This window comes from Streptomyces lushanensis, from assembly GCF_001700515.1.
In the GTDB taxonomy this organism is placed as follows: Bacteria; Actinomycetota; Actinomycetes; order Streptomycetales; family Streptomycetaceae; genus Streptomyces; species Streptomyces lushanensis.
Genome location: NZ_MAUD01000049.1, coordinates 1 through 15680, shown reverse-complemented (window position 1 = coordinate 15680; position 15680 = coordinate 1). Strand labels below are relative to the sequence as shown.

Genomic DNA, 15680 nt, shown 5'->3' with positions numbered 1-15680 from the left:
CCCGCCGGAACGCACCCCGAACCACGGCCCCCGCCGGGAAGCGGTCACTGTTTCTGGGGCCGCGGCACCGAGTTCCTGGGCTGCTGCGCCGGGTCCGCCGCGCAGCCGGAGGCCTTGGACGCCGCGCTGGCCAGTGTCGCCAGCGCCTCGTCCGCGTCCTTCTGGACGTTCAGCCGGGTGAAGGTCTTGCCGAGGAGCAGATCGACGTCCCCCGTCTTGCGCGAGTCGGTCTTCGTCGCGGCGCCCTTCAGCTGGGTGCCGAGCACCGTGAGCGCCTTGTTCCAGGAGGCCGGGGAACCCAGCAGTATCCCGGCGCCCTGGATCTTCTTGTCGTACTTGGCCGGCGCGTTGCCCACCTTGCCGATGAGGAAGCCGCGCTTCTTCAGCTCGTCGGCCGTGGTCTTTGCCAGACCCGCGCGCGGCGTCGCGTTGTAGACGTTGACCGTGATCTGGCCCGGTTTGGGCAGCGCCATGGCCGCTGTCGAGGTGGTCCTGCAGCCCTGCTTCCGGCCGGCGGCGGTGAGTTTCTTGCCGCTCTCGCCCGAGAAGACATCGATGAGCTGCATGGTTCCCCAGCCGGCCAGGCCGAGGGCGACGACGACGGAGGTGCCCGCGAGTACCAACCTGCGGCGGTGCCGGGGGCGGCGCATCCGTGGGTACTTGTCACCCGTGATGCGGTACTTACCACCCAGACCAGGGGGAGTGAGCATGCTCATGAGCGCAGCGTAGTGCGCGCCGATGGCCAGGTCCTACTAAATGATCAACGGGTTGAGCTGTCCGGGGTGTGAAAGGCACCGAAAGGCGCAGTCATCACCCGTACGGACCCGCCGTCAGCCCAGATCCAGCTCCAGCACACGCGCGTGCAGCACCTGGCGCTGCTGGAGCGCGGCGCGGACGGCGCGGTGCAGCCCGTCCTCCAGATAGAGATCGCCCTGCCACTTCACGACATGCGCGAAGAGGTCTCCGTAGAAGGTGGAGTCCTCGGCGAGCAGCGTCTCCAGGTCCAATTGGCCCTTGGTCGTCACGAGCTGATCGAGGCGGACCGGGCGCGGCGCGACATCCGCCCACTGCCGGGTGCTTTCCCGGCCGTGGTCGGGATACGGCCGCCCGTTACCGATGCGCTTGAAGATCACACGGAAAGCCTACCGGGCGACCGGCTCCGGGCGCAGCCATGGCGCCGGAGGACAAAGGTGGCATTCCGTGTCGTATCGGGAGCAAGGTGTGAACGGAACCTGTTCGTCCGCCCGGTCTCCCGCTTCGGTCACGGCTGATCGGAGCAGATCCGGGCTGATCCGGGACACCCCTTGATCCGCCGGTCCGGATCAGGGCCGCGTGCCCCGGAAGCGGTACGCCGTGGGTGCGGAGGCTCCGTACCCACGGCGTACGTTCAGTGCTTCCTCACACGTTCAGTGCTTCGTCACGCCGTGGGCGCGTGTCCGCGGCTGTGCGTGCGGTGCGCGGCCGGAGCGCTCTCGGCCTTGCCGCGCGCCGGCGCGGACTGCTTCCGCGCCGGGGCGGAGAGGGAGCTCAGGTCGTGCGCGTAGGTGCCGACGGCATTCGCGATCACGCCGATGTTGACGCCGAAGGCCTTCATGTCGATGTTCGACAGGTTGTCGCAGGCGGAGTGGTAGCACTTGTCGAACGCCACTCCGGCCTCGCCGCCGTACTTCTTGGCCTGGGCCTCGCTCTTGATGCCCTCGGCGCCGGTGAAGGTGCCGCCGGAGGCGATGCCCGCCTCCACGAAGGGGCCGTAGTCGGAGCGGCCGTCGAAGTCCGTGCCCTCGTGCGGGAGGCCCCGGCGGTCGAGGAAGTCGGTGATGCCCTTCTCCAGCTGGGCCGAGCCCTCGGGGCCCGGTCCGGCTCCCGTGGCGTCCGAGTCGTCGCCGTCGTAGACGAACTGGGCGGCGTTCGGCGAGGCGATCATGTCGAAGTTCAGATACAGCGCGATGTCCGCCCGCTGTTTCGCGGTGAGCCGGGAGACATAGGACTCGGCGCCGAGCAGTCCCAGCTCCTCCGCCGACCACCAGGCGAAGCGCACCTTGTTCGTGGGCCTGTCATGGGTCTTGGCGAGCTTGAGCGCCACCTCCAGCAGTCCGGCCGAGCCCGAGCCGTTGTCGTTGATGCCGGCGCCCTCGGTGACCGAGTCGAGGTGCGAGCCGAGCATGACCGTACGGTCGGCGTCGCCGCCCTTGGTCTCGGCGATCACATTGCGGGTGGTGCGCTCCTCCTGGAGCTGCCGGAGCTCCAGCGAGATCGTGACCGGGCCGGACCCGGTCTCGGCGAGGAGCGCCTGGCCCTCGGCCTGGGTGATACCGCCGGTGGGGATCACCCCGGCGTCGGGGCCGCCGAGCGTGCCGTTGAGCGAGCCCGCGGTGTTGTTGTAGATGACCGCCCCGGCCGCTCCGGCCGCTCCGGCCTCCCGCTGCTTGGTGGCGAAGTCGCAGCCGCCGCGCTGGATCAGCGCGATCTTGCCGGTGAAGGTCCCGGCGGCGTAGTCGGCGGGCTCGCAGCCCGTGGTCGCGTCGACGGGGACGGGGACGAGCGCGGCCCGGGTGCCGCCCTCCGGCGTGGACTTCGTGTACGACATGGCCACTATGGCGACATCGCGCGGCGCCGGTGCGACGACCGAGAGCTTCTCGGCGAGCGTCTCGATGTACGTGATGTCGAAGGTGTCGTAGGAGACGCGGTACCCGGCCTTCTTGAGCTGGTTGTAAACGTAGGCGGCCGAGGCCTCGTGACCGGGTGTGCCGGCGGCTCTGTTGCCGTCGGCGGAGTCCGCGATGGCCTGGAACGCCTTGAGGTGCTTGTAGGCGTCCTTGGCGGAGGCCTCGCGCACCAGCTTCCGGGAGAGTTTCGCCGCTTCCTTGCCCGGGTTGTGCGCTCGTGCGACGGCGGGCGAGGCGGACAGCAGAAGCGGCGCGGCGAGCGCGCTGACTGCTGCAACGGCCATGAACCTGCGGGGAGTTGCCTTCACAAGGGTCCTTCCGGCGCGAACGGATGTGAGCGAGCGTGAGGGAAAGCTAGCGACCGGTGCGCCGCCTGTGAACAGATGTGTCGCAGGTCACGTCGTACGGAGGCGGATCGGCCGCGGATCGGCTGCCGGCCGGCCGCGAAGCGGCAGGGGACCGGCAAGGGACCGGTGGGGTGCGCGGGAGCTCAGCGTCCGTCCGGAGGAGGGCCGGCGCTCTTCGCCGCCTTCGCCGCCCGCTTGGTCTCCTGCTTGAACGCCCTGACCTTGGCCAGCGACTCGGGTCCGGTGATGTCCGCCGCCGAGCGGTAGGACCCCTCGTCGCCGTACGCGCCCGCGGCCTCCCGCCAGCCCTCGGGCCGTACGCCGTACTGCTTGCCCAGGAGGGCCAGGAAGATCTGGGACTTCTGTCTCCCGAAGCCGGGCAGCGCGTTGAGCCGCTCCCGTACCTCCGTGCCGGTGGCGACATCACGCCAGATCGCGGTGGCGTCGCCGTCGTAGTGCTCGACCAGGAACCGGCAGAGCTGCTGTACGCGTCCGGCCATGGATCCCGGATAGCGGTGTACGGCGGGCTTCTCCGAGAGCAGCGCCGCGAACGCCTCGGGGTCGTACGCGGCGATCTGTTGTGCGTCGAGGTCGTCACCACCCATCCGTACGGCGATCGTGCGGGGCCCGGAGAACGCCCATTCCATGGGAATCTGCTGGTCCAGCAGCATGCCGACCAGCGCGGCCAGCGGACTGCGGCCGAGCAGTTCATCGGCCTCGGGCTGTTGTGCGAGCCGAATTCTGGTGCTCATTCTCCGATGATCACCCTGCCCTCGGCGCGACGCACGTACACCACGCATGCGCGGTGTGTTCATATGACTAATTTGTGGTGCGGATGGCTCAACCGGAGGACGGGTAGGTCTGGGCCGACCGGGTGACACGGCAGGGGGGCGGCGGTACGAGTGGAGTCGGCGTTCCCTGACCGGCCATTCCGGTGCAGGGACATATTCCGGAACCGTCGGGAAAGGCCGCTCGCCCGTGACACAGCCCTTTGAACTGCCGGATTTCTACATGGCTCATCCGGCCCGGCTCAATCCCCATCTGGAGGAGGCGAGGGAGCACTCCAGGAATTGGGCCAGGGACATGGGGATGCTGGAGGGATCCGGGATCTGGGAGGAGCACGACCTCGATTCCCACGACTACGCCCTGCTCTGCGCGTACACCCACCCGGACTGCGACGGTCCGGCGCTTTCCCTGGTCACCGACTGGTATGTGTGGGTGTTCTTCTTCGACGACCATTTCCTGGAGGTCTACAAACGGCCTCAGGACCGGGCCGGCGGCAAGGCGTATCTGGAGCGGCTGGCCGCCTTCATGCCGATGGATCTCGCCGCCGGATTTCCCGAGCCGACCAATCCGGTCGAGGCGGGCCTCGCGGATCTCTGGGCCCGTACGGTCCCCAGCATGTCCCTGGCCTGGCGTGAGCGGTTCGCGGAGAGCACGGAGAATCTGCTCAACGAGTCCGACTGGGAGCTCGCGAACATCAACGCGGAGCGGATCGCCAATCCCGTCGAGTACATCGAGATGCGCAGGAAGGTCGGCGGAGCGCCGTGGTCGGCCGGGCTCATCGAGTACGCGGCGGGCGCCGAGATCCCCGCGGAGATCGCCGGGTCCCGTCCGCTGCGGGTCCTCAAGGACACGTTCTCCGACGGTGTCCATCTGCGCAACGACCTCTTCTCGTACCAGCGGGAGATCGAGGAGGAGGGCGAGCTGAGCAACGGCGTGCTGGTGCTGGAGACCTTCCTCGGCTGTACGACACAGGAGGCGGCGGACGCGGTCAACGATCTGCTCACCTCGCGCGTCCAGCAGTTCGAGCACACCGTGCTGACCGAGCTGGGCCCGCTCTTCGCGGAGAAGGGCCTGGCCCCGCGGCTCTGCGCGGACACCCTGGCCTATGTGAAGGGCCTTCAGGACTGGCAGTCGGGCGGCCATGAATGGCACATGCGCTCCAGCCGCTACATGAACGGCGCGGGCGCCGGGGCGCAGGACGCGCTGCCCGGTGGCGTCGGGCCGTCCGGTACGTCGTTCTCGATGACTCCCGTCGGTCTGGGCACGGCCGCGGCCGACATCACCAGGGCCTGGACGACCGGCGCGGGCGCTCCGGCGCGGCTGCGCCGCCACAGCCACGAGCTGTTCCAGAAGGTCGGTCCCTCCAGGCTGCCCGAGTTCCACATGCCGTTCGAGGCCGCCCTGAGCCCGCATCTCGACCACTCGCGCGAGCATGTCGTCGAGTGGTCCCACCGGATGGGCATCCTGAAGGCGCAGCCCGGCATCCCGGGCTCGGACGTCTGGGACGAGGAGCGGCTGCGGCGCATCGATCTGCCGCTCTGCGCCGCCGGTATCCACCCGGACGCCACACCCGAGGCGCTCGATCTGACCTCGGACTGGCTGACCTGGGGCACCTACGGCGACGACTACTACCCGGTGGTCTACGGCAACGCCCGCGACGTGGCGGGCGCGAAGGCCTGCAACGAACGGCTGCTGCTGTTCATGCCGCTCGACATCGACACGGTCCCGGTGCCGGCGACCGCTCTGGAGCGCGGGCTCGCGGACCTCTGGATCCGGACGGCCGGTCCGATGGACGGGGAGGCCCGGCGCACCTTCCGGGACGCCGTCGAGGAGATGATCGCCAGCTGGCACTGGGAGCTGGTCAACCAGGCGCAGCACCGGATCCCCGATCCCGTCGACTACATGGAGATGCGCCGGCGGACCTTCGGCTCGAACATGACGATGAGTCTGTCCCGGCTCAGCCATGGCCGGGTGGTGCCGCCGGAGATCTACCGGACCGGGCCGATGAGGTCGTTGGAGAACGCGGCACAGGATTACGCCTGCCTCTTGAACGATGTCTTCTCGTACCAGAAGGAGATCGAGTTCGAGGGCGAGATCCACAACGGTGTTCTCGTCGTGCAGGACTTCTTCGACTGCGACTATCCGACCGCCCTCGCCGTCGTCGACGATTTGATGAAGTCGCGTATGAGTCAGTTCCAGCATGTCGTCGCCGATGAACTGCCCGTGCTGTATGACGACTTCGGTCTGGACGACGAGGCGCGGCGGGTGCTCGACGGTTATGTGAAGGAGCTGGAGAACTGGCTCTCCGGCATTCTCGTCTGGCACCAGGACTGCCATCGGTACAAGGAGTCCGATCTGCTCCACGACCGGGCCGGTATCACCCGCTGGATCCCGCCCGTACCGAAGGGAATCGGCACCTCGGCGGCGCGGATTTCGCTGCCCGGCTGGGAATCTGTGCGACTGGTCCCCCATATGGTGCAGTAACTCGCTTGTGCACCACGGCGTTTGGCATCCGGTCAAGGTGAATGTCTACCGGACGGGGGCCGTGGGTGGCGAGCGGATACGCACTGTACGGGCGCGCGGAGCGGCTGGCGCCGCGCGCCCCGGAGCCCCGGGAGGCCCAGCGGGTACGTACGGCGGTGCTGGAGGGCGTCGCCGGCTGGGTTCCCGGGGAGCCGGTCCCCAACGAGGCGCTGCCCGCCGCCTGGGGAGTGGACGACGCGTGGGTGCGTACGCGCACGGGTATCGCGAGCAGGCACCGGGCGGATGCGGGCGAGTCGACGGGGGACCTCGCGTACGAGGCGGCCCGACGGCTGCTCGGCGGCACGGGCCCGGGAGCGGCGGCAGGGCCGCGCGCGGAGCCCGGGGCGGTGGGCGGGCGGCTGAGCGGTGCGGGGACCGGTGCCGGTGCCGGGCCCGTGGGCGGTTCGGCCGCCGGGGCGGCGGTGGACGCCGTCGTGCTGGCCACGGCCACCCCGGATCATCCCTGTCCCGCCACGGCTCCCGCGCTGGCGGCGCGGCTGGGGCTCGGGCCGGTGCCCGCGTTCGACATCGGCGCGGTGTGCAGCGGCTTCGTCTACGGCCTCGCGGTCTGCCGGGGCCTGGTGGTGTCCGGGCTGTACGACCGGGTGCTGCTGGTCGGCGCCGATGTGTACTCGACCTGGCTGGACCCGAGGGACCGCTCGTCGGGCGTGGTGTTCGGCGACGGCGCGGGAGCCGCGCTCATCGGCGCGGGCCGGTCGGGCGCCCCCGGTGAGCTGCTCGCCTTCGACCTGGGCAGCGACGGCGCCGGATACGACCTGATCACCGTGGCCGCAGGCGGCGCGCGGGCCCGTGCCACCGGCCGGCCGGCCGCCGACGGAGACGAGTTCTTCCGGATGCGGGGCCGGGCCGTCTACCAGCACGCGGTCGAACGGATGACCGCTTCGTGCCGCTCCCTGCTGGCCACGGTCGGCTGGGACGCGGCCCAGGTCGACCACTTCGTACCCCACCAGGCCAACGCGCGGATCCTGCGCGCGGTCGCCGGGCGGCTGGGCATCGGCGCGGACAGCTGTGTCATACACCTCGACCGGGTGGGCAACACGGGCGCGGCCTCCATCCCGCTGGCCCTGGCCGACGCGGAGGCCCGGGGGCGCCTGCGCGCGGGCGACCGCGTGCTGCTGACCGCCTTCGGCGGCGGTCTCACCTGGGGCACGGCGGCGCTCCGCTGGCCCGGTACTCCACGGGCCGCGGCCCACGACGGAAGGAACGAATCATGACGCAGCGCAACGGGACGGCTTCCGGCCGGGAGCCCGGACAGGGCGCCGGCCCGGTCGCGGTGACCGGGCTCGGGGTGGTGACTCCGGCCGGCGCTGACGAGCGGGCCTTCTGGGCGGGCCTCCGCGCCGGGCGGTCCGTCGCCCGGCGGCGGGAGGAACTGGCAGGTATCCCCGTCGACTTCGCCTGCGCGGTCGACGACCTGGACGTGGACGCCGCGGTCGGCGGGCGCTCGGTGTGGCGGATGGCGCGGTTCGTGAAGCTGGCGCTGATCGCCGCCAGACAGGCGGTCGCCGACGCCGGACTCGACCCGGCGGCCTGGGAGCCCGGCCGGGTGGGCGTGGTGCTCGGCGTGGGCGTCGGAGGTGTCTCCGTACTCGTCGACGGCGCGCTGAAACTGCGCGAGCAGGGACCGCAGTCGGTCTCTCCGCTGCTGGTGCCGATGATGATCCCGAACGCCGCCGCGGGAGAGGTCGCCATCGCGCTCAAGGCGCAGGGGCCGAGTCTGGCGCCGGTGACCGCGTGTGCCTCCGGGGCCACGGCGATCGCGCTCGGACGGGATCTGCTGATCGGCGGCCAGTGCGACGTGGTGGTGGCCGGCGGCGCCGAATCCGTGCTGACACCGCTGGTGGTGACGGCCTTCGCGCGGATGGGCGCGCTGTCGACGCGGCTGGACGATCCGGCCTCGGCGTCCCGGCCGTTCGCCGCAGACCGGGACGGCTTCGTCCTCGGTGAGGGAGCCGCCATGGTCGTACTGGAACGGGAGGCGGACGCGCGGGCCCGGGGCCGGGCGCCGCGCGCGCTTCTGGCCGGAGCGGGCGCCAGTACGGACGCGTACCACCCGACGGCGCCGGAACCGCACGGCAGAGGGGCGCAGGCGGCGGTCGAGGCGGCGCTGCGGGACGCGGGCTGGAGCGCGTACGACGTGCAGCACGTCAACGCGCACGGGACGTCCACGCAGCTCAACGACGCCATGGAGGCCACGCTGATCGAGCGCGTCTATCCGCACCGGCCGCCGGTCACCGCGCCCAAGGGAGTGGTGGGACACACGCTGGGCGCCGCCGGAGCGATCGAGGCGGTGGCGACGGTGCTGACGCTCGAACACGGCGTGATTCCGCCGGTCGCCAATCTGGACGCTCCCGCCGTCGAGTTCGAGCTCGACTGTGTGACCAAGGAGTGCCGGCGGCAGAGGGTGGAGACCGCGATCAGCCACTCCTTCGGCTTCGGCGGCCACAACGTGGCGCTGGCGTTCTGCCGCGCATGAGGGCGCATGAGGGCGGCGAAGGCGCCCTCCGGGGGGCCTTTCGAATGAATGTTTTGAGGTTCGGGGTGGGGAAGAGTCGTTTCTTCGCCACTCCTTGATCGTTCTTTTCGCGTGAGCGTACTGATCGACCATGACGGTGTGGAGTCCACGGGCGCCGTGGATGCGGCGGGTTCGGCGGGCTCGGCGGACACCACGGCGGCCCGGCTGACGCGTGTGCTGTTCGGAGAGGAGTTCTCCCGCGTGCACGGACCCTGGCGACGGCTGGTGGCGGCGGAACCGTTCCGCCGCCCGGCGGACGCCTCGCCCCGGGCGCGGGTCGCCCTGGCGTACGCGCGGCTGCGTACGCTCAACGACTCGCTCGACAGCCCGCTGGCGCTGGCGGCCGATCCGCGCCGGCTGGCGGCCCTGTACGAGTGGCTGGGCCCGGTCGACTCCTGCCTGACGACCGTGGCCGGCATCCACTACAACCTCTTCCTCGGCAGCCTGCTCGACCACGCCACTCCGGCCGGCGCGCCCTCCCCGTCCGGACGGACGGGGCCGGACGGACGGGAGCCGGAGCAGGCGCGGGATCTGGCGGACTTCCTGGCGCTGCGCCGGGTCGGCACCTTCCTCTGTACGGAGCTGGCGCACGGCAACGACGCGGCGGCCCTGGAGACGACGGCCGTCTACGACCGAGCCAGGGATGGTTTCGTCCTGCACACGCCGCACGCCGGCGCGCAGAAGTTCATGCCCAACACCAGCCCGGTCGGCGGCCCCAAGTCGGGCGTGGTGGCGGCCCGGCTGCTCGTGGACGGCACCGACCACGGCGTCTTTCTTTTCCTGGCGCCGCTGACCGACGGCGAACGCGCCCTTCCGGGGGTACGGGTGCGCAGACTGCCCGCCCTTCTCGGCAGCCCGGTCGACCACTCCCTGACCTCGTTCGACCAGGTCTTCGTGGCACGGGACGCGCTGCTGGGCGGCGCGCAGGGCCGGCTCGGCGCGGACGGTGTGTTCATCAGTGAGCAGAGCAACCGCAGGCGGCGCTTTCTGACCTCGATCGGCCGGGTCACCACGGGCAAGCTCTCGATGAGCGCGGGCGCCCTCGGCGGCGCGCGGGTCGCGCTGGCGCTCGCCGTGCGCTACGGCGGACACCGGCTGATCTCGGGCGCCAGGGCGGCGGACCGCGTACCGGTGTTCGCCCACCGCAGCCACCACGGCCCGCTGGTCTCGGCCCTGGCCACGGTCTACGCGATGAGCCTGCTGCACCGCGCGGCCCTCGACGCGTGGGTGGCGCACACCGAGGAGGACAAGGGGGAGACGGAGCGGACCGTGGCCGTCGCCAAGGGCTGGATCACCTGGCAGGCGCGCGCGGTCATCCTGGAGTGCCGGGAACGGTGCGGTGCGCAGGGGCTGTTGGAGAGCAACGGGCTGGCGGAGCTGATGGCCGGGGCCGAGGGCGCCATCACGGCCGAGGGCGACAATCTCGCGATCTACGCGAAGGCGGCGGCCGAGATGCTGTTCTCGGCCGGATCCCCGGAGGCGGACGGCACGGACGGCTCCCGGCGCGGCGGTTCGGGACACGGCGGTTCGGGACACGGCGGCTCGCGGCACGGCGGTTCCGGGCGCGGCGGCTCGGGACACGCCGGTTCCGGCGACGGGGAAGGCGCCGACCGAGACGACGCGGACGGACCGGTGGCGGCCCGTGAGCTCACCGATCCCCGCTTTCTGGGCGCTCTTCTCGCGGGCGTCGAGGACGTATGGCTGGCCCGTGCCCGCCGCCGGATGAGCCAGGCCCCGCGCGGCGACTCGCTCGCGCGCTGGAACACCGCCTCCGGCGCCGCGCTGCGGGCCGTCGAGGCCCATGCCCGGCGCCGCGCGGCCGAGGCCCTCGCCGCGGCGGTGACCGAACTGGCGCCCGGGACCACCGCCCGTGAGCTGCTGCGCTCGCTGCACCGGCTGTTCGCGCTCCAGTGGATCGACCGCAACAGCGGCGATCTGCTGGCCGCGGGCCGGCTCGCCCCCCGGCATGTCGACGGGCTTCCCGAGGCCGTCGAACGGCTCATCGCCGAACTGGCCGCGCACGCGCCCACCTTGGTCGACGCCTTCGCGCTGCCCGAGGAGATGCTCGCCGACTGGCCCATCGCCGGGGCCGGTTACGTCGACGCGTACGACGACGCGGAGGCCTCCTGGCACTCCGTACCCGCTTGAATCCACCGGCCCCGGGAACCGGTCCCACCCACCGACCACGCGATCCCACCCACCAACAACGCAAGGACATGCCATGAGCGAGATCCACCCGCGGATCAACGAGGTACTCACCGAGACCTTCAAGGTGCCCGCCGCCGAGATCGTCCCCGAGGCCACCATGGACAGCCTGGAGATGGACTCTCTCGCCGTCGCCGAGTTCGCCGTGATCATCAAGGAGACGCTGGGTATCGACACCGACTCGGACACGCTCCTCAAGGGCGCCACTCTGGCCGAGATCACGGCGTTCCTCGACGATGCGGCCGTGAGCGTCGGCCGATGACCGGACCCGCCGTCGCCGTCACCGGTCTGGGCATGATCACGCCGGTCGGGAACGACACCGAGTCCACCTGGCACGGCGTGTGCGACGGAGTCTCGCCCGCCCGCAGGCTCCCCGAACTGACCGGCTGCGCCGTCGACTTCGCCTGTACGGTCGAGGGCATCGATCTCGCCTCCGCGGTCGGCGGACGGACGGCCTTCCGCATGGGCAGATATGTGAAACTCGCGCTGATCGCCGCGCGTGAGGCGGTCGCCGACGCCGGGCTCGACCCGGAGTCCTGGGACGGCACCCGGGTCGCCGTCGTGGTCGGGACCAGCAGCGGAGGCTCCGCGAGCGTGGCGGAACAGGCCGTGGCGCTCGACCGGCGAGGTCCCGAGGCCACCTCGCCGTCGGGCGTGCTGCTCACGATCCCCAATATGCCGGCGGCCGAGATCGCCGTCAGAATGCGGGCCACCGGGCCGAGCATGGCACCGTGCACGGCCTGCTCCTCGGGTGTGACGGCGCTCTCCGTGGCGCGTGATCTGCTGGCCGCCGGACAGTGCGACATCGCCGTGGCCGGCGCCACCGAGGCGATGATCTGCCCGCTGGCCATGACCGGGTTCGCCCGCTCGGGCGTGGCCGCCCTGGCCGGACCCGGTGTCGATCCGGCCGTGCTGTGCCGGCCCTTCGCGGCGGACCGCGCCGGGCTGGTCATGGGCGAGGGAGCCGCGATCATGGTGCTGGAGCGGGAGAGGGACGCGCGGGCGCGCGGCGCGAAGCCACGGGCGCTGGTGGCGGGCGCCGGAGCCACCACCGACGCCCATCACCCCACGAGCCCGCATCCCTCGGGCGCCGTCGCCCAGCGGGCGGTCGAGGCGGCGCTGCGGGACGCGGGATGGCACGCCGGTGAGGTCGAGCACGTCAACGCGCACGGCACGTCGACACCGCTCAACGACGCGACCGAGGCCGCGCTGATCAGCCGGGTCTTCCCGCACCGGCCCTCGGTCACGGCCCCCAAGGGCGTGCTCGGGCACTGCATGGGCGCGGCCGGCGCGATCGAGGCGGGACTGACCGTACTGACGCTCCAGCACGGGGTGATCCCGCCGATCGCCAATCTGGACGCGCCGGCGGTCGAGTTCGACATCGACTGTGTGACCAAGCAGCCGCTGCTCCGGCGGATCGACCGGGCCGTCAGCCACTCCTTCGGCTTCGGCGGCCACAACGCGGTCCTGGCGCTGCAACGCGCCTGACCGTTTCTCCGTACGGCTGTACGACTGTACGGAACGTACGGAACGCTCCCGTACCCGCCGCCGTGCGCGGCGCGCCGTACCGCCGTGCCGAACGTGTCGTACCGCCGTACGGAACGCCGTCCCCCACCACCGGTCCCCCCGGCGCCGGGGGACGGTTCCCCGACCTCGACTGGAGAACGCCCACCCATGCCCGGACACCCGCCGCTCCTCGGCCGTACCGCCGTCGTCACCGGCGCCGCGCGCGGTGTCGGCGAGCACCTCGCCCGCACTCTGTCCGCGCGCGGCGCGCGACTGGCCCTCGTCGGACTGGAGGAGGCCGAACTCGCCCGTGTCGCGGCGTCGTTGACCGGCGAGGCGGCCCACTGGTACACGGACGTGACCGACGCGGACGCGATGGTCCGTACGGCACGGAGCGTCCAGGAACGTTTTGGCACGATCGATGTGGTGGTCGCCAACGCCGGAGTCGCGGCGAGCGGTCTCTTCCGCCACCGCGACCCGGACGTATGGCGGCGTGTCGTCGAGGTCAACCTCATCGGCAGCGCCAACACCGCGCACGCCTTCCTCCCGGCGCTCCTGGACTCGCGCGGCTACTTCCTCCAGATCGCCTCGCTCGCGGCTCTCGCCCCCGCGCCGATGATGACGGCCTACTGCGCGTCCAAGGCCGGTGTGGAGGCCTTCGCGCACACCCTGCGGACCGAGGTCGCGCACCATGGCGTACGGATCGGCGTCGGCTATCTGAGCTGGACCGACACCGACATGGTCCGGGGCGGTGAGCAGGTGGCCGCGCTGCGCGAGCTGCGCTCCCGGCTGCCCTGGCCGGCCGGGCGCACCTATCCGCTGGGCCCGGCGGTGGACCGGCTCGCGGCCGGGGTCGAGCGCCGGGCCAGCCATGTCTACGGACAGCCGTGGCTGCGGGCGGCCCGGCTCGTGCGTACCGTCCTGCCCTCCCTCGTGGGACGTCATACCCGCGCGCTCATGCCCGTCATCGAGCCACGGGCCGCCGAGGCTCCGGCGACGCTGCTGGGCGCGGGAGGCGCGGCGGACAGTACGAGCCGTCCACCGGCCTCGGCGGCTCCCGGGGCTCCGGCGACTCCGGAGACCCCTGCGGCTCCGGGGGCTTCGGGGGGTCCGGGTGCTTCAGGAGGTCAGGGGGCTCCCGCGGCTCCGGGAGGTCCTGGGGGTTCTTCCCCTCCGGCTGGTCCCGCGGCGCCCGCGGCCCCCGCGCCTCCGACCGTTCCGCATCCGCTGTCCGGCGCAAGTCACGTACCGGAAATATGATGAATGTGGAGGTTTGTGCAGTCGCACGGACCACGCAGGGCTACCTGGCAGCGAGGCGGTGCATGACCCGGCGTCGTCCCCCGCGCTCGACGAGCGCCGAGGATCTGCTGACCACACTTGGGCGCCTCACGGCCCAGGCGCGGAAAGGCGCGGAGATCCAGCATGCCCGGGTGGAGCTCGCCGAGGCGTTGCAGCGCGACATGCTGCCCGCGCGGCTGCCCGCGGTGCCGGGGCTGCGCACCGCCGCGCGCTACGCGCCCTCCCGTGACGGCCTGGACATCGGCGGTGACTGGTACGACGGCTTCGCGCTCTCCGACGGCTCGCTCGCGTTCTGCGTCGGCGACGTACAGGGCCACGACGTCGAGGCGGCGGCCTTCATGGGACAGGTACGGATAGGGCTGCGGGCGGTCGCCAGCACCGCGCGCGATCCGGGCGAGGTGCTGAGCCGGGCCAACGATCTGCTGCTGTCGGTGGACTCCACCCTCTTCGCGACCTGTACGTTCCTCCGCTTCGATCCGGTCCGCTGGGAGATCCAGAGCGCCCGCGCCGGCCATGTCGCGGGGGTATGGGCCACGGTCGAGGGCTGGTCCGGATACGCGGAGGACGCGGGCGGTCCTCCGCTGGGCATCGTGGCGGGCGAGACCTACCCGGTGACGCGCCGCAGGCTGTCGAGCCCGGGAGCGTTCGTGCTGCTCACGGACGGTGTCATCGAAGGGCCGTCCTTCCCGATAGAGGAGGGGATGGCCCGGGTGAGCAAGATGGTCGCCGCCGGCGCCGGTGCCGATCCCGGCGAGCTGGCGGCGGAGGTGATGACCGTGGCCGAGCTGACCGGCCACACGGACGACGCCGCCGTACTCGTCCTGCGCTACGACGGGCCGCCCGGTGCGTCCTGCGCGCCGGTGCCCGGCGGCGCCACGGCGCACAGGACCGGGTGATGTGCCGGACCGGCAGTGCGTGTCACGGCCGACCCGGACGGAAGGCATTGTCTGATGGCTGGTGTGGTGCGCAGTGAGGAAATCCGACGACTGTCCCTGGCCGCTCTTCGGATCCTTGGCGTCGCCGTCGCCTACTACGCGGGCGGCCAGCTCGGGCTGCTGAAGCAGGTGCGGATCGAGGGCGCGATCGTCACTCCGCTCTGGCCGTCCACGGGTATCGCCCTGACCGCGCTGCTCCTGTTCGGCACCGGCGTCTGGCCCGGGATCACCCTGGGCACCCTCTTCAGCGTGGTGACGGTCGGCCCGTTCCTGCCCGCCGATGTCGCGATCCTGGCGGGCAACACGCTCGCCCCGGTCTGCGCGTTTCTGCTGCTGCGGCGTGCCGGGTTCCGGCCGGAGCTGGACCGGCTGCGGGACGGAGTGGCCCTGGTGTTCCTGGGCGCCCTCGCGGGGATGCTGATCAGCGCGACGGCGGGCGCGGCGACGATGGTCGTCGCGGGCCGACTGGCGCCGGGGGACTTCTGGCCCATCTGGTCGGCGTGGTGGGCGGGTGATGCCATGGGCGTACTGGTGGTCACTCCCTTCCTGCTCGTGCTGCGCAGGCTCCGGCTGCCCCTGCCGACCCACCGCTGGCCCGAGGTGACAGCCCTGGTGATCACCGCCGCCGTGATCACACCGCTGGCCACCATGAGTCCGCTGACCTTGCTCTTCCTGGTCTTCCCGGTGCTGATCTGGGCCGCTCTCCGCTTCGAGCTGCCCGGGAGCGCGCCGTACGTGCTCTTCGTGTCCGTACTGGCGATCTCGGAGGCGACCGACCGTGTCGGCGGCTTCGCGCACCACAACCTGATCGAGCGGATGATCAGCCTTCAGGCGCTCAACGGGTCCGCGGCGCTGACCTCGCTGCTGCTGGCGGCGA

The 15680-nt window shown here is 71.6% G+C and carries 12 protein-coding genes and 1 pseudogene; 9 read left to right on the top strand and 4 right to left on the bottom strand.

The window, feature by feature from the left end; all coding sequences use genetic code 11:
- Positions 1-44 precede the first annotated feature (44 nt).
- The 4 genes from BFF77_RS04270 to BFF77_RS04255 form a co-directional block, all read right to left on the bottom strand.
- Positions 45-716 (bottom strand): LytR C-terminal domain-containing protein, encoded by a 672-nt coding sequence (locus BFF77_RS04270; protein WP_079124821.1) that lies wholly within the window; start codon positions 714-716, stop codon positions 45-47.
- A 114-nt stretch (positions 717-830) separates the two neighbouring features.
- On the bottom strand, positions 831-1133 hold the full coding sequence (locus BFF77_RS04265) for a type II toxin-antitoxin system VapB family antitoxin (protein WP_023540426.1): 303 nt from the start codon (positions 1131-1133) through the stop codon (positions 831-833).
- 284 nt (positions 1134-1417) lie between these two features.
- Positions 1418-2950: a M28 family metallopeptidase gene (locus tag BFF77_RS04260; protein ID WP_079124820.1), complete on the bottom strand. Its 1533-nt coding sequence runs from the start codon at positions 2948-2950 to the stop codon at positions 1418-1420.
- A gap of 206 nt (positions 2951-3156) precedes the next feature.
- Complete coding sequence (locus BFF77_RS04255; protein ID WP_066943915.1) at positions 3157-3765, bottom strand: HhH-GPD-type base excision DNA repair protein; 609 nt, start codon at positions 3763-3765, stop codon at positions 3157-3159.
- A 226-nt stretch (positions 3766-3991) separates the two neighbouring features.
- Here BFF77_RS04255 and BFF77_RS04250 point away from each other — a divergent pair, with 226 nt between their 5' ends.
- From BFF77_RS04250 to BFF77_RS04210, 9 genes and pseudogenes are all read left to right on the top strand, one after another.
- Positions 3992-6283: a family 2 encapsulin nanocompartment cargo protein terpene cyclase gene (locus BFF77_RS04250; protein ID WP_211280149.1), complete on the top strand. Its 2292-nt coding sequence runs from the start codon at positions 3992-3994 to the stop codon at positions 6281-6283.
- A 41-nt stretch (positions 6284-6324) separates the two neighbouring features.
- Positions 6325-7557, top strand: coding sequence for a beta-ketoacyl-ACP synthase 3 (locus BFF77_RS04245; RefSeq protein ID WP_107422064.1), 1233 nt, complete (start codon positions 6325-6327; stop codon positions 7555-7557).
- Positions 7554-8819, top strand: coding sequence for a beta-ketoacyl-[acyl-carrier-protein] synthase family protein (locus tag BFF77_RS04240; protein WP_066943911.1), 1266 nt, complete (start codon positions 7554-7556; stop codon positions 8817-8819). The genes BFF77_RS04245 and BFF77_RS04240 overlap by 4 nt, the downstream gene beginning before the upstream one ends.
- Before the next feature lie 156 nt (positions 8820-8975).
- Positions 8976-11006, top strand: coding sequence for an acyl-CoA dehydrogenase family protein (locus BFF77_RS36565; protein ID WP_245703205.1), 2031 nt, complete (start codon positions 8976-8978; stop codon positions 11004-11006).
- 73 nt (positions 11007-11079) lie between these two features.
- Positions 11080-11325, top strand: coding sequence for an acyl carrier protein (locus BFF77_RS04230; RefSeq protein ID WP_066943909.1), 246 nt, complete (start codon positions 11080-11082; stop codon positions 11323-11325).
- Entirely contained in the window at positions 11322-12551 is a 1230-nt protein-coding gene (locus BFF77_RS04225; protein WP_066943907.1) for a beta-ketoacyl-[acyl-carrier-protein] synthase family protein, read from the top strand. The genes BFF77_RS04230 and BFF77_RS04225 overlap by 4 nt, the downstream gene beginning before the upstream one ends.
- Positions 12552-12737: 186 nt before the next feature.
- Positions 12738-13607: pseudogene (locus BFF77_RS04220) on the top strand (SDR family oxidoreductase); the annotation flags it as partial.
- Between the two features lie 284 nt (positions 13608-13891).
- The gene (locus tag BFF77_RS04215; RefSeq protein ID WP_066943903.1) at positions 13892-14764 is read left to right on the top strand and encodes a PP2C family protein-serine/threonine phosphatase; all 873 of its coding nucleotides are present in this window, start codon (positions 13892-13894) and stop codon (positions 14762-14764) included.
- A gap of 54 nt (positions 14765-14818) precedes the next feature.
- The coding region (locus tag BFF77_RS04210; RefSeq protein WP_066943901.1) for an MASE1 domain-containing protein at positions 14819-15680 on the top strand (862 nt) is incomplete at its 3' end.

What these genes read in the sequence shown, in the direction of transcription:
- BFF77_RS04230 (WP_066943909.1), top strand. Translation starts at nt 11,080, where the DNA reads ATGAGCGAGATCCACCCGCGGATCAACGAGGTACTCACCGAGACCTTC.
- BFF77_RS04240 (WP_066943911.1), top strand. Translation starts at nt 7,554, where the DNA reads ATGACGCAGCGCAACGGGACGGCTTCCGGCCGGGAGCCCGGACAGGGC.
- BFF77_RS04225 (WP_066943907.1), top strand. Translation starts at nt 11,322, where the DNA reads ATGACCGGACCCGCCGTCGCCGTCACCGGTCTGGGCATGATCACGCCG.
- BFF77_RS04270 (WP_079124821.1), bottom strand. Translation starts at nt 716, where the DNA reads ATGAGCATGCTCACTCCCCCTGGTCTGGGTGGTAAGTACCGCATCACG.
- BFF77_RS04255 (WP_066943915.1), bottom strand. Translation starts at nt 3,765, where the DNA reads ATGAGCACCAGAATTCGGCTCGCACAACAGCCCGAGGCCGATGAACTG.
- BFF77_RS04260 (WP_079124820.1), bottom strand. Translation starts at nt 2,950, where the DNA reads ATGGCCGTTGCAGCAGTCAGCGCGCTCGCCGCGCCGCTTCTGCTGTCC.
- BFF77_RS04245 (WP_107422064.1), top strand. Translation starts at nt 6,325, where the DNA reads ATGTCTACCGGACGGGGGCCGTGGGTGGCGAGCGGATACGCACTGTAC.
- BFF77_RS04215 (WP_066943903.1), top strand. Translation starts at nt 13,892, where the DNA reads ATGACCCGGCGTCGTCCCCCGCGCTCGACGAGCGCCGAGGATCTGCTG.